General features: G+C 52.0%; 9 protein-coding genes and 8 pseudogenes. 9 read left to right on the top strand and 8 right to left on the bottom strand.

The features are described from left to right. Positions 1-301, bottom strand: a 301-nt coding sequence (locus IAE27_RS28515; protein ID WP_200093291.1) for an MFS transporter, incomplete at its 3' end; no start/stop codon positions are given. Positions 302-477: 176 nt separating this feature from the next. On the opposite strand from IAE27_RS28515, the gene IAE27_RS28510 reads away from it, so the two are divergent. After that, on the top strand, positions 478-1,122 hold the full coding sequence (locus tag IAE27_RS28510; RefSeq protein WP_200093289.1) for a TetR/AcrR family transcriptional regulator: 645 nt from the start codon (positions 478-480) through the stop codon (positions 1,120-1,122). 471 nt (positions 1,123-1,593) lie between these two features. Here IAE27_RS28510 and IAE27_RS28505 read toward each other — a convergent pair whose 3' ends face one another. Next, on the bottom strand, positions 1,594-2,562 hold the full coding sequence (locus IAE27_RS28505; RefSeq protein ID WP_200093287.1) for an IS5 family transposase: 969 nt from the start codon (positions 2,560-2,562) through the stop codon (positions 1,594-1,596). 180 nt (positions 2,563-2,742) lie between these two features. On the opposite strand from IAE27_RS28505, the gene IAE27_RS28500 reads away from it, so the two are divergent. Both IAE27_RS28500 and IAE27_RS28495 read left to right on the top strand, forming a co-directional pair. Next, positions 2,743-3,093 carry a hypothetical protein gene (locus IAE27_RS28500; protein ID WP_200093285.1) on the top strand — a complete coding sequence of 117 codons (351 nt, stop codon included), beginning with the start codon at positions 2,743-2,745 and terminating at the stop codon, positions 3,091-3,093. Between the two features lie 110 nt (positions 3,094-3,203). After that, positions 3,204-3,568 (top strand): annotated as a pseudogene (locus IAE27_RS28495) (IS1 family transposase); the annotation flags it as partial. Between the two features lie 25 nt (positions 3,569-3,593). Here IAE27_RS28495 and IAE27_RS28490 read toward each other — a convergent pair. Continuing rightward, positions 3,594-4,787, bottom strand: a complete 1,194-nt coding sequence (locus IAE27_RS28490; protein ID WP_200093283.1) for an IS4 family transposase — start codon at positions 4,785-4,787, stop codon at positions 3,594-3,596. Positions 4,788-4,867: 80 nt separating this feature from the next. Between IAE27_RS28490 and IAE27_RS28485 the strand changes: the two are divergent. From IAE27_RS28485 to IAE27_RS28460, 6 genes and pseudogenes are all read left to right on the top strand, one after another. Continuing rightward, positions 4,868-5,224 (top strand): annotated as a pseudogene (locus IAE27_RS28485) (IS1 family transposase); the annotation flags it as partial. A gap of 106 nt (positions 5,225-5,330) precedes the next feature. Beyond that, on the top strand, positions 5,331-6,215 hold the full coding sequence (locus IAE27_RS28480) for a prohibitin family protein (protein WP_200093281.1): 885 nt from the start codon (positions 5,331-5,333) through the stop codon (positions 6,213-6,215). A gap of 259 nt (positions 6,216-6,474) precedes the next feature. Then, positions 6,475-7,109, top strand: a pseudogene (tnpA, locus tag IAE27_RS28475) (IS66-like element accessory protein TnpA). After that, a complete protein-coding gene (tnpB, locus tag IAE27_RS28470; protein ID WP_043143335.1) occupies positions 7,106-7,453 on the top strand; it encodes an IS66 family insertion sequence element accessory protein TnpB in 348 nt (115 codons plus the stop codon). The pseudogene tnpA and the gene tnpB overlap by 4 nt, the downstream one beginning before the upstream one ends. Before the next feature lie 19 nt (positions 7,454-7,472). Continuing rightward, a pseudogene (gene tnpC / locus IAE27_RS28465) lies at positions 7,473-9,032 on the top strand (IS66 family transposase). A gap of 29 nt (positions 9,033-9,061) precedes the next feature. Next, positions 9,062-9,142: pseudogene (locus tag IAE27_RS28460) on the top strand (IS1 family transposase); the annotation flags it as partial. Between the two features lie 442 nt (positions 9,143-9,584). Here the strand turns inward: IAE27_RS28460 and IAE27_RS28455 are convergent. The 5 genes and pseudogenes from IAE27_RS28455 to IAE27_RS28435 form a co-directional block, all read right to left on the bottom strand. Next, entirely contained in the window at positions 9,585-9,782 is a 198-nt protein-coding gene (locus IAE27_RS28455; protein WP_200093279.1) for a hypothetical protein, read from the bottom strand. Positions 9,783-10,037: 255 nt separating this feature from the next. Then, positions 10,038-11,230, bottom strand: a pseudogene (locus IAE27_RS28450) (IS3 family transposase). Positions 11,231-11,599: 369 nt separating this feature from the next. Beyond that, positions 11,600-12,040, bottom strand: coding sequence for a hypothetical protein (locus IAE27_RS28445; protein ID WP_227685328.1), 441 nt, complete (start codon positions 12,038-12,040; stop codon positions 11,600-11,602). Between the two features lie 263 nt (positions 12,041-12,303). After that, positions 12,304-13,138 (bottom strand): annotated as a pseudogene (locus IAE27_RS28440) (IS256 family transposase); the annotation flags it as partial. Continuing rightward, positions 13,132-13,487, bottom strand: a pseudogene (locus IAE27_RS28435) (IS3 family transposase); the annotation flags it as partial. The pseudogenes IAE27_RS28440 and IAE27_RS28435, both read right to left, overlap by 7 nt.

Below are 13,487 nucleotides of genomic sequence, written 5' to 3'. Positions count from 1 at the left end.
ACGGTGCCCAACCACACAGCGCCGAGCCGACCGTAAACAGGAGCACACCCCACAGCCACGAGCGTTTGTGCCCGTATAGGTCCGCCATCGGGCCTGCGGACAGCATGAGCGCGGACAAGCAGATCGCGTAGGCGTTGACGACCCACTGAAGCCCGGCGATGTCGGTGCGCAGAGTCGTCAGCATGGTGGGCAGCGCCACGTTGACGATGCTGATGTCAAGCGTGGCGAGAAAACTCCCCAGGCAGCAGGCACACAGCGCGGAGCGGCGCCGTGAATGACTTGAACGAAGTGAAGATGGCATGGCAGTTCCTTCTGGCGCAAAGGCGCAGCTAGAGATTGTTCCTTCATCATAGATATTGACTGACCGTCGGTCAATTAATAAAATTCGCTTTGACGCTAGGCCCATTCCCATCGCTGGTCTAAACTGATTATCCTTTTTCAGTGCGACGTGAAACCAACCGTGAATCAATGACTAACATGATGAGATATAAGACTACGACGACACCCCCGCAGGAAGCCAAGGGGCCGAGGACCAAGCCGGCCGAAGTTCGCTTGGATGAATTGATGTCGGCAGCCGAGAGGCTATTCCTGGCGAACGGAGTTGAGGCGACGACGATCAACGAAATTGTCGAGCAAGCCAAAGTTGCCAAAGGGACGTTCTATCACTATTTCTCATCCAAGAACGACATGCTCGCGTCACTAGGCGAGCGGTACACAGCCGAGTTCCTGGGGCAACTGCAAAAAGCTGTGGATGCGTGCCCGGCTAACGATTGGCAAGGGCGATTGAGAACATGGATCGAGGCCAGCGTTGAAGTCTATGCAAAGACTTATCGGATCCACGACATCGTTTACACAAACCATCACCATCACCATCACCATCGTAACAACCAACCCAAGGATGCCATCCTTGAGCAACTGCTGAAAATCATTGAGCGCGGCAAGGCTGCCGGAGTATGGGAATCAGATCAACCCAGGATCGTCGCGTTGCTGATCTATTCGGGTGTCCACGGTGCTACAGACGACATCATCGCTACCAAGACGAAAGACTCCTCCAAATTTGCGCGCAATCTTGCGGAGGCTTGTCTGCGTATGTTGCCGCCTGTCGCAAAACAGACCAAGTAACAGCACCTCGATTAGCAGCCAGCTTGCTTCGGCTACAGCACCATCAGATCGAGTGCGCAGGTTGTAAGCTCTGTCGCATTAAGAAGTCGTCAGATAACATGCTGTTTTTTGCTATGTTACCTGACTATGCAGCTGATCCGAAAAGCCTTCAAACATCTGCACTATCCTGTTGATATTATTGCTCAGTGTGTTCACCTATAGGAAATTGAAACCATCCATACACCCCGAACATGTTGGTTCAAAATCAACCACACTTTGATTCGTGAGCCATAAGGTCAGTCTGTGCCCCTCAGACTGGTGATTATTTGTGGTTGTTTTTCAGGCTTACAGAGTACGCGAGAGGGATCTTCCCTGCGTCAGGCCGGGATATATCTCATCAGACTGATATCCCGCGCGTGGATTTTCAGCCCCTGTACGGCTTTGTTGAATAAATCAGATTCAGGGCGAGCGTCTCTGCAGCGGGTTGGGTTTTCAGGCGATACGCACACTTTCTGGCATACCTGACTTCGTCATTTTGTTCAGAGCACGTACCATGGCCAGAGCCTCCGCAATCTGTGCATCATAATCCCGCAGCGTCAGTGAACCGCCGAACAGCTGTTTTACCCTGTACATCGCCGTTTCCGCTATCGAACGACTGTTGTAATCTGTTGTCCATTTCCACCGCGCATTACTCCCGGTCAGCCGCTGGTTCGCAACAGCACGGTTACGATCTGCGTACTCTCCGGACCAGTAGCCAGCGCCTTTTCGCGGCGGGATGAGCGCACAGATTTTCTTCCGGCGCAGTTCATCGTGACATAACCGCGTATCATAAGCGCCATCCGCTGCGGCTGACCTGATTTTTCGATGAGTCTGTCGGATTAGCCCGGGGAAGGCCTCTGAGTCTGTCACATTGTTCAGCGACAGATCCGCACAGATGATTTCATGTGTTTTGCTGTCAACGGCCAGATGCAGCTTACGCCAGATACGACGGCGTTCTTTGCCGTGTTTTTTGACTTTCCATTCGCCTTCACCAAAGACCTTCAGCCCGGTGGAATCAATCACCAGATGCGCGATTTCGCCCCGGGTGGGCGTTTTGAAACTGACATTAACCGACTTTGCCCGCTTGCTGACGCTGGTGTAATCCGGGCAGCGCAACGGAACATCCATCAGGGCAAAAATGGAATCAATGAAGCCCTGAGCAGCCCGAAGGGGCAGCCGGAATACGCGTTTAATCACTAGGACAGTGGTGATGGCAAGGTCAGAATAGCGCTGAGGCCTTCCCCGTGGTGAAGGCGTTGCTGATTCATACCAGGCCTGAATAACGTCATCATCCAGCCAGAAAGTCATGGAGCCACGGTTGATAAGGGCTTTGTTGTAGGTGGGCCAGTTTGTAATTCTGAACTTTTGCTTTGCCACGGAACGGTCTGTGTTGTCGGGAGGATGCGTGATCTGATCCTTCAACTCAGCAAAAGTTCGATTTATTCAACAAAGCCCTCTTTCATCTAAAAATACATGTTCTACTGATATGAGGAATTACCTCACAAGACTTGACAAACAAAGCCTTAGCTGTAATTTTAAACAATATTGTTCTTTTACTTACGTTACCACATTGATGCGTCATGGAGAAGTAATGCGCGTGATGTGGTCGTCAACAGTTATGACCTGACTGAAGAAGGTAAAAAATACTACAAGCCGGATGCTGCGAAAACAATGAAAGGAGAAAACATTGGTGGGTTCTGTTTTGGTAAGGCTACAGTAACTGAGGTCAGTAACTTCACCGAACCTTCCGATGCAATGGGACAAAAAATTTCCCGGGTGTCTTTCACTTATAAGGTAAGCGAAATCCCTGACTGGGCAAAATCACCAGAAATTATGAATGCTGATCGTCAGCTACAAAAAGACGTCAGCTCAGAATCCGAAGGTGTTAAAGTCACAAATGTATTCCTGCTAACCAATAATGGCTGGATACATGAAAGATTATTCGGTAAGTAATTAATTCGAATTAGCCGGTCAGACAATTGCAGCCTGTCCGGTTTATCTGGTTCTGGGTAATGCTCCCAACTTACTGATTTAGTGTATAATGGTGTTTTTGAGGTGCTCCAGTGGCTTCCATTTCCATCAGCTGTCCTTCCTGTTCAGCTATTGAAGGCGTGGTGCGTAACGGCAAAAGCACTGCCGGACATCAGCGCTATCTCTGCTCTCACTGTCGTAAAACATGGCAACTGCAGTTCACTTACACTGCCTCTCAGCCCGGTACACACCAGAAAATTATTGATATGGCCATGAATGGCGTCGGATGTCGCGCCAGTGCACGTATTATGGGCGTTGGCCTCAACACGATTTTACGGCACTTAAAAAACTCCGGCCGCAGTCGGTAACCTCGCGCATACAACCGGGCAGTGACGTCATTATCTGCGCGGAAATGGACGAACAGTGGGGCTACGTCGGGGCCAAATCCCGCCAGCGCTCTGAGGGATCCCCATAAATCAGCGCTAATAAACCAACACCATATTCTGGTATGTTCTGGCGAGGTGATTAAGAATGGTGCTGAGCACCATTCGCTTTAATATTAGCGGGGAGTGTCGCAAGACATTCTCCGCTAACGTCAGATACGAGATAACCCGGCGGGTTTTAATGCTGTTGGCCTGGTATCTCAAATGTAATCCTTTATTTTCTGCGTGATAGCCTATAAGCCACAACACGATTGTGCTCAGTGTTGCCAGGAGACTCAGTACCAGCATTCTTTCCGCTGAACGGCTGTAACTCGCGCGAAGTCCGAACCCGAAGCGTTCACTCTTTTCATCGCGGAAGTTCTGCTCGATCTGCATTCGACGACTGTATAACTTCATGATTTCACGTGGTTTAAAGTCGTCTGTGCTGCTGAGGATAAGCCACGGTTCTTTGGCTGCTGAACGACCATCTCGCACCTGTGACTTACGACGAATACGGCACCGGGAATGTTTATGTTTCCGTCCCTTAGATTCTTTTTTATGCAGATAAAAGTGACCGTCGCAGCGGGCATATTCCGCGCGGGAAAGCGTCCCGGGCCCCAGATATTCAGGTTTGTTGCTGGCCTGTAATTCCTGGCGCCTGAACCAGCATTCCCCTTTTCTGGTCAGACGCAGTTGTTTATTGCCCCGTATCCGGCCAATAAAGTCCCAGCCGAGTGATTTGATGTGCCTGAACCAGGCATTATGGAACCCAGCATCCGTGACGATGATCACTCTTGCTTTTGGGTTTACCGCTTCGGCAAGAGTATTAAGAAAGGCCTGCTGTATCTTTGCATTTTGTTGTTTTTCCGAAGGAACTATCCAACTCAGCAAGGGTATCGAACGTCCATCGCAAATCAGGCTGGCGCGAAGCACGTGGTGTTCCTGAGATGGATATCCACTCCAGTCAACGGCGATGATGCACAGTGATAGTTTACGCGTCAGCATGAAAATAATATTTCTGAAAATCAGAGGGATATCGTGATGGAGAGATTCATTACCGAGCAGACGGTCAACGCGTTTTATTTTGTTTTTGACCTGAGCAGTACCGGGCAAATGACGTCCGATGCTGGTCAGCGTCAGAGATGCGCCATTGATGAGTGCGATGGTGGCATCCAGCAAAGCATTTTGTCGATATTTGTGAAACGGTGCTAAAGCATCGCGGATAAAATTCTGACATACTTGGCGAGCAGGCATAGAGGTGATCTCATTGAATTGGTTGCACAAATCAGTAGATCATAAAACTCTATGCCTGTCTTTTTTTTACCCGCCCATTGCTGGGGATTCCTCAGCGCCAGCGCTGGTTGTTTTACGCGTATGACAGGATACGCAGAACGGTGGTGGCCCACGTCTTTGGTGAACGCACCATGGCTACGCTGGAGCGTCTTCTGAGCCTGGTGTCGGCGTTCGACGTGGTGATATGGATGACGGACGGATGGCCGCTGTATGAGTCACGGCTTAAGGGAAAGCTGCACGTTATCAGCAAGCGTTACACACAGCGAATTGAACGGCACAACCTGAATCTGAGACAGCACCTTGCAAGACTGAGCAGGAAGTCGCTGTCGTTCTCAAAATCAGTGGAACTGCATGACAAAGTTATCGGGCACTATCTGACGATAAATCATTACCAATAAATTGGAGTCATTACCCAACGAATTATCTTCTTAGTGTACGTTTTCGTTACATTGGCCCTCAGACCTCTACTATACTTTCTCGAAAAACAATAAGGCGAGGGTAAACATGAAAAACAAAGTTTCATTTGAAAGAATCAAAGGCGCAAGGAGTTTGTTATACATTTTAACCGGCAGTTTGACAATAATAACTATACTAATGCTGTTCTCAGCGGTTTATACCATCAACGAAGGTGAAAGAGGTGTTGTGCTGCGCTATGGGAAAACCGTTAAAATTGCAGAACCAGGCCTCGGACTAAAAATCCCTCTAGTTGAAACGGTAGAAAAAATTTCAGTACGAAACCATGCTGTCATTTTCAATAAACTCCAGGCCTACAGTAATGATCAGCAGCCAGCTATTATGACGGTCTCGGTTAATTTTCATATTCCACCCTCAGAAGTGGAAAAAATGTACTCAAGATATCAAACTATTGAGGCACTAAAAAACCGTTTGCTTACTAGGCAGGTTCCAACTCAACTGGAAAACGTATTTGGTCAGTATACAGCAATTAGGGCTGTTCAGGACAGAGCTAGATTAGTTTTAGATATTCAGAATGCGGTTATAAAAGCAGTTGCTGGCCCAATTATTATCGAGAGCGTGCAAATTGAAAGTATCGATTTCTCTGATGCTTACGAGCAGTCTATTGAAGATCGAATGAAAGCTGAAGTAGCTATTGCTACGCGCAAACAGAATCTTGAAACTGAAAAGATTCAGGCTCAGATAAAAGTCACTCAGGCGCAGGCTGAAGCCGATAGCCAGTTAGCTGCTGCCAAGGCTGAAGCGGAAGCTATACGTATGCGTGGGACGGCAGAAGCAGAAGCTATTCGTGTAAGAGGGAATGCTTTGCGAGAAAATCCGGGGCTTGTCAGCTTAACCACGGCAGAGCGATGGGACGGTCACCTCCCACAAACAATGGTCCCGGGGAATGGCGTACCTTTCATTAAAGCTAATTAACAGTAATGCGACAGAGACAAAATCTGGGGTTCCGGCGTAGAACCCCGATAAGACCTGAAATACACTCCGCACGGAGTTTTAAAATGCGCGTGAGCGCACGGGAGGCGCTCTGCGCCGGAGACCCCCGCAGCGAAGCGAGGACGAAAAAAGCATTACGGCTGAAGCCGTAATAACCGTAAGCGTCACATTTAGACCGTCTGTGCAGCGGGCTCCGGTTCCGGGAAAATAGTGTCCATCATTTTTTAATGGACACTATCGCGTGAAACACCGGACATGGCTCCTTGAGGCGCTTCGCCTCCATTTTGATGAAAAGCTGCCGCGTATTGAGGCCGGGCGCAGGCTGGGTATCCCCAAAACCACCGTCTGCGATCTCTTTGTCCGCTTCCGGAAGGCCGGTCTGTCATGGCCTCTGCCGCCACGGATCAACGCCAAAAATCTGGATAAACGACTTTACCGGCAGGACTCCCGAAAATCGTCTGTCCTTCCTGTAGCCTCTACCCCGGCTCCCGGTGAAATCCCTGTTGCCCGTAAGCGGCCCCGACGTCCCAACTTCCCCCGCGACTTCAAAATCGCCATGGTGGAGCAGTCGATGCAGCCCGGCGTCAGCGTGGCACAGCTTGCCCACGAAAATAACATTAACGACAATCTCCTGTTCAACTGGCGGCGACTTTATCAGCAGGCGCTGCTGGCTGCGCGGACAGATGCGCCGGTCATGTTGCCCGTGACGCTTGCTGCTGAATCAGGCCCCGGACAGCCTCATCCACCATCCGTTCAGAGCGACGATGCCCCCTGCTGTGAGCTGTTCTGCCCGCAGGAACGCTTCGTATCAGCGGAAAACTGACGCCGGAGCTGCTGCAGATGCTCATCCGGGAAATGCAGGGAGGGAGCCAGTGATATCACTCCCTGCAGGCTCACGCATCTGGCTGGTTGCCGGCGTCACGGACATGCGCAACGGCTTCAATGGCCTGGCTTCCAGGGTGCAGAACACGTTACGGGATGACCCGTTCAGCGGGCATCTGTTCATCTTCCGCGGCCGGCGCGGCGACATGATAAAGGTACTGTGGGCTGACCGGGACGGTCTGTGCCTGTTCACCAAACGGCTGGAGCGGGGGCGCTTCGTCTGGCCGGTGACCCGTGACGGCAAGGTTCATCTGACGCCGGCGCAACTGTCCATGCTGCTGGAAGGCATTAACTGGAAGCATCCCCAGCGGACGGAACGCCCTGGAATACGCATATAACCTGCTGTAAAGTGGGGTTATGGAGACCTCATACCCTGATGAAAACGCCCGGCTCAGGGCGCTGCTGCAGGAGCAGCAGACCACCATCCGCAAAATGGCGGAGTATAATCGTCTGCTCTCACAGCGGGTGGCGGCGTACGCCAGCGAAATCAACCGCCAGAAGGCGCTGGTTGCTAAGCTGCAACGTATGCAGTTCGGCAAAAGCTCCGAAAAGCTGCGTGAGAAAACGGCCCGCCAGGTGCGCGAGGCAGAGGAGCGCATCAGCGTCCTGCAGGAGGAGATGGCTGAGGTGCTGGGCGAGCAGCATGACCCGGCACTCCCGCAGCCGCTGCGCCAGTCTTCCGCCCGCAAACCGCTGCCGGCCTCACTTCCCCGCGAAACCCTCACGCTGTCGCCGGCAGAAACCACCTGTCCGGCATGCGGCGGCGAACTCAACGCGCTGGGCTGCGACGTATCGGAGCAGCTGGAGCTTATCAGCAGCGCCTTTAAGGTTATCGAAACGCAGCGGCCGAAGCTGGTCTGCTGCAGCTGTGACCACATCGTTCAGGCTTCCATGCCGTCAAAACCCATCGAACGCAGCTATGCGGGCCCCGGCCTGCTGGCGCGCATCGTCACGGCGAAGTTCGCAGAGCACACGCCTCACTATCGTCAGTCAGAGATATACCATCGCCAGGGCGTGGAGCTGAGTCGCGCCACGCTGGGTCGCTGGTCCGGCGCGGTGAGCGAACTGCTGGAGCCGCTGTACGACCTGCTGCGCCAGTACGTGCTGATGCCGGGCAAGGTGCACACCGACGATATCCCTGTGCCGGTACAGGAGCCGGGCAGCGGTAAAACGCGCACGGCCCGGCTGTGGGTATACCTGCGGGACGACCGCAACGCGGGCTCACAGCTTCCACCGGCGGTCTGGTTCGCGTACTCGCCGGACCGGAAAGGCGTACATCCACAGCAGCACCTTGCGGGGTAGCAGGCGGACGCTTACGGTGGTTATAATGCGCTGTACGAAGATGGCCGCATAACCGAAGCGGCCTGCATGGCCCATGCCCGGCGAAAAATCCACGACGTGCATGCCCGGACACCGACCGACATCACAACCGAAGCGCTGAAGCGTATCGGAAAACTGTATGCCATCGAGGCGGAGATACGCGGCAGCCCGGCAGACGAGCGGCTGGCGGTACGTAAAGAGCAGACTATCCCGTTAATGCAGTCACTGTACGACTGGATACAGGTTCAGATGAAGGTACTGTCGCACCACTCGGACACGGCGAAGGCGTTCGCCTGTCTACTGAAGCAGTGGGACGCGTTAAACCTGTACTGCAGCAATGGCTGGGCGGAGATCGACAACAACATCGCGGAGAACGCGCTGCGTGGCGTAGCCCTGGGCCGGAAAAACTGGCTGTTCGCCGGTTCAGATGCGGGCGGAGAACGTGCGGCAATCCTCTACTCTCTGATCGTCACCTGCCGGCTTAACGGCGTTGACCCCGAGACGTGGTTGCGTTACGTCATCGGTCATATACAGGACTGGCCGGTGAACCGGGTCCGCGATCTGCTGCCATGGAAGGTCGAGCTTCCCTCTGCCTGAACGTCAATACGGTCTGAATGCGACGCTTACAAACAATCTGCTTCTCACGCTCTGTTAAGCTTCATCAAAAAGTGATCGGAGCTTTTATCGAAAGACACATGTTCTACTAATTGGATGCACTACGGTCCTTTGATAGCCCAGCAAGCTAAACAGCTTTCTTTAGCCATCGCTTACGGTTTGGTTTTGGTATACAGGAAATGGGGGTTAGCTTCGCCCCACAGACGGAACAAACAGCACCATGATGTTGGTTTAAGTCAGAACTAAAAGTTGTGAAATAGAACTTTTTGTTCGAACAGACTGGGCACTCAAATTTGATGTTAGGTATAAGCCCCTCCGGTCATGTGATTGGAAAACCCACCGTATAGTATTTTTTTTGGTGGCGCAGTGGAATATTTAAGTAATTCTTTTAAAACGTGTCTAACCTCTAATTTTACGTTGCGTCAGTTAAGGAGAAAGTTGTTTTATGCTGAGTATATGTTAATGGGTTGTGGGCGGAGTGTTAGCTCGAAAGCAGACTCGCTAGATTATTTTGTCGCATCTACCAGTACTAGGTCATGCTGAATAGTGATACTCCAGCCACAAAATACCAATGGTCAGTGCAATCAACGCCATCAGAATGAGAATTGTAATCAGGAGTTTTGATTTTATCGATGGGTCTTTATCTCCCTGACGGTAATGCTTGATGAGAGCAACCGCGAATGCAGCACTAATGATTGAGTGAACGTAGGCTAATTTCTCTGGCAATAACATTCAGGCCTTTCACCTTGAATTTTTTGGATTTGTTGTCAGTAAGTTTAAGTCTCAGGATGCCCTAACGCCATACTGAATTCCCGTAGGAGTAGAGCCTTGGAATTGTCCTGTCTCGAAGATGAGAAAGGAGGTTAATGGTGCCTAAATCCACCGCAGAAAGCAAAGCCGCTTTTCACTGAAGTGTTAGTAAAGGCGGGTTTGCCGAATGTGGCGGTGGATTTGCCCCTGTAACTCCAGACTCATCGACTCTCTTATTTAGGTCTGCCGGCGTCGCAGATATTCCCGCGGCGAACGGTAACCTAACGCACTTTGCGGATGCCATTAGTTATAATGCTCGAACGCCATCGCTAGGTTCTGCACTGCAGTACGTGCATCCGGACGCGGCATAACGCTGATGTAGTCGGGCTTCATCGTCTTCACGAAGTTTTCTGCCATCCCGTTGCTTTCCGGACTGCGTACCGCCGTATGTTTAGGCTACAGTCCTACCATTCTGGCGAACTGACGCGTCTGATGAGAACGGTAAGCTGAACCGTTGTCTGTCAGCCACTCGATAGGGGGCTGGCGGAAAGCGGTGTCCGAAGCGACGTTCCACCGCACCCAGCATCATGTCCTGAACTGTGTCACTGTCAAAGCCGCCGGTACCGGCAGCCCAGTTCAGTGCTTCGCGGTCACAGCAGTCCAGAGCGAAGGTGACGCGGAGTTTTCATCGTTATCACAGCAGAACTCGAAGCCGTCAGAACACCACCGCCGGTTACTTTCATTAACGGCCACTTTGCCGGTATGCGTTCGACCTGCCGGCTGCACTCTGGGTTTTCGTCCCAACAACAGCGCATGCTGGCACATGATCCGGTACACACGTTTGGCATTGACGACCGCCACCGCCAGTGTCTCCGATTGGCGGCGCAGTAATGCCCAGACGCGACGGTAACCGTAGGTAGGCACTTCACCGATAACACCATAGACCCGCTCAAGCACGTCGGCGTCATCGATCTGGCGCTTTTTTCGCCCGTCCTGCCAGTTATCGGGACGATGCTTCAGGGTATATAGCACGCGAGATCTGAAGACAGCGGCTGACGAAGCTCAGTCGCCATCCCCGGCAATAAGGGCGCGTGCGCTATCCACTTTTTTTGGCGGCCATACTCGACGGCTTCCTTCAGCAGCTCGTTCTCCATGGTCTTTTTACCCAGCAGGCGTTGTAGCTCTTTGATTTGTTTAACCGCTGCCGCAAGTTCTGAGGCAGGAACGACATTTTCGCCAGCCATAATCGCGGTCAGGCTACCTTCCTGGTACTGCTTTCGCCAGGCGAAGACCTGGTTTGCATTTACCCCATGAAACCGTGCGACATGGGATACCGTCATGTTAGGCTGAAGTGTCTCTTGAACGATGGCAATCTTTTCCTGTGGAGAACGGCGCCGGCGGCGCTCTGGTCCGAGTACCTCTTCGATCATGCTTATCTCCCAACTAGTCTAATGACTGGTTTTAAGACTAGTCACTAATTTAAGGTGGGTCTAAGTGTCTGGTGATTCATGGGGCCTGTCTATTCAGTAGCGTAACAGGAGGGACAGCGGACGGAGACGGAAGCCACAGGAGCACCTCAAAAACACCATCATACACTAAATCAGCAAGTTGGGAGCATTACCAACGATGTTCATCGCTATAGCGCTCAAAGCAAGATTTATAGAGCATCATCTAAGACTGGCTCTTATTATGAACAATTGTGAATGCGTTCATCGGGATATCTCCCATCCCGCTGAGGGCTATCAGTGAAGGAGGTAAACACAGCGTTTTGGCATGGGTATATCGTATTCATCCATCCCCTAAAACGGCAACCGAAACCATATGGCCCAAAGGATATAAACGCCACCCGCGAGAAATAACAGGCGATAGACCCAGACTATGGCTTTTTCCTGCCGCAGGTAAAATTTCAGCGGGTTACGGTGCTGGTTGGCCGCATTGTGAGTTTTATGAAAGTGCGTCATCTGTTGCGCTCCCCTGCTGGCTAATGCAATCATAAAACTGGTCATCATGATCATCACTAATGCCATATAGCTTTTCACCAGAAGCCCCAGGATCAGGCGCAGCCATTGACTGTCGCCCTTATGCAAGACGACGATACCATGTTTTTTAAGCTCAATCGCAGCAAAGCTAAGCGTAAGATGTGCGGCCAGCAGGATGATAAAATGCTTCGCATTGGTGCAGAAATTGTTCTTCAGTGTGATACCAAAGATCCAGGCGAAAAACAGCAGTGTTGATGCCATCCACATCATTGAATTGAGAATCATTCTTGGCCAACTCAGTAAATTACTCAGTGGCATATTTTTGCCTAATCACGGTAAGAGAGCTAGGATAACTTTTGCTGTTAAATCGTAACTGAAATTATTTCACGAATGCTCGAGTTCTTTTGACTGACGGTTTTGTGCCAATTATAGTCATTCACACCCTGAGAGTAACACTTTTAAGGGTAGAGTCCGTCAAGGTGGTGTAAATTCGGAACCCACTTTCCGGTTCGGTAATGTCTACGTTATGCGCAGAGTGGCAGCGCATCGATTACTTCATTTTCAGTGGGCTGGTCTATCTCCGCCATAGTGTGTTGTGGCAGATAACGGTTCTGCAGCAGCCATTCCTCGTTCTGCTCCGTCAGTACCGCACCCAGAAGCCGCATGATGCTAACTTCGTTGGGGAAGATACCCACCACATCTGCACGCCGCTTCACCTCTTTGTTCAGATGCTCCAGCGTGTTGGTCGAGTGGATTTTCACCCGGTGCGCTTTCGGGAACCCGAAGTACGCCAGTACTTCCGATTCGTCCATCATCTCCGTGACCACCGGGAAGCTCTTTTCCAGCTGGCCGGCACCTCCCGCCAGGTGGCGTGAGCGCTTTTCTTCTCGGTCTGCACGAACACCTGCTGCAGCGCGGCGCGGACCACCGACTGGCTGGCCCTGCTGACGCGCCCCAGCACATTGCGCATGAAGTGGACCTGGCAACACTGCCAGCTGGCGCAGAACACCTGCCGTATTGCCGCTTTCAGCCCGCTGTGCGAGTTGGAGATAACCAGCTTCACGCCTTCCAGGCAGCGTTCTTTAGGCTCAACAGGAAGGCCAGCCAGAACACTTTGGCTTCTGACTCACCGACGCCCATCCCGATAATCTCCCGGCGACCGTCCGAGCTGACTGCGCAGGCGATTATGACCGCCACGCTGACCCCCCGTCTGTTCTTACGGACCTTCACGTAAGTCGCGTCCAGCCACAGATAGGGCCATTCCCTTTCCAGTGGTCGCTGCCGGAACGCCTGCACGCGCTCATCGATACCACGGCAGATGGACGATACCTGACTTCGGGAGATGCCGGTCATCCCCATCCGCCTCCGCTCAGTGAATAGTAGTCACGGATAAGCGCCAGCAGGCGCTGGTTATCCTTATCCCGCGCAGAGACTAGGTTATGCAGTCAGGCATAGAACCCGGCCCGGGCGACATTCAGTACCCGACACATCGTCATCACACCCCACACAGTGCGGTGTTCATTGATAAAGCGGTACTTCAGTCGGGCTCCCTTGCAAAGTACCGCGCGGCCTTTTTCAGTATATCTCGTTCTTCTTCGGTGCGTTTTAGCTGTGCCCGTAGTTTCAGGATCTCGCTTTTGGCTTCCAGTAAATCCCGGGTGATGTAGCCCCCTGAAACACCAGACAGTAGCTGTATCTCCAGATAAGA

It is taken from the genome of Klebsiella sp. S69 (assembly GCF_016516145.1).
Lineage (GTDB): Bacteria > Pseudomonadota > Gammaproteobacteria > Enterobacterales > Enterobacteriaceae > Klebsiella > Klebsiella oxytoca.
The sequence above is the reverse complement of the archived record's forward strand: the minus strand, read 5'-3'. Positions and strand labels throughout refer to the sequence as shown.

What these genes read in the sequence shown, in the direction of transcription:
- IAE27_RS28510 (WP_200093289.1), top strand. Translation starts at nt 478, where the DNA reads ATGATGAGATATAAGACTACGACGACACCCCCGCAGGAAGCCAAGGGG.
- IAE27_RS28490 (WP_200093283.1), bottom strand. Translation starts at nt 4,787, where the DNA reads ATGCCTGCTCGCCAAGTATGTCAGAATTTTATCCGCGATGCTTTAGCA.
- IAE27_RS28480 (WP_200093281.1), top strand. Translation starts at nt 5,331, where the DNA reads ATGAAAAACAAAGTTTCATTTGAAAGAATCAAAGGCGCAAGGAGTTTG.
- IAE27_RS28445 (WP_227685328.1), bottom strand. Translation starts at nt 12,040, where the DNA reads ATGGCATCAACACTGCTGTTTTTCGCCTGGATCTTTGGTATCACACTG.
- IAE27_RS28455 (WP_200093279.1), bottom strand. Translation starts at nt 9,782, where the DNA reads ATGTTATTGCCAGAGAAATTAGCCTACGTTCACTCAATCATTAGTGCT.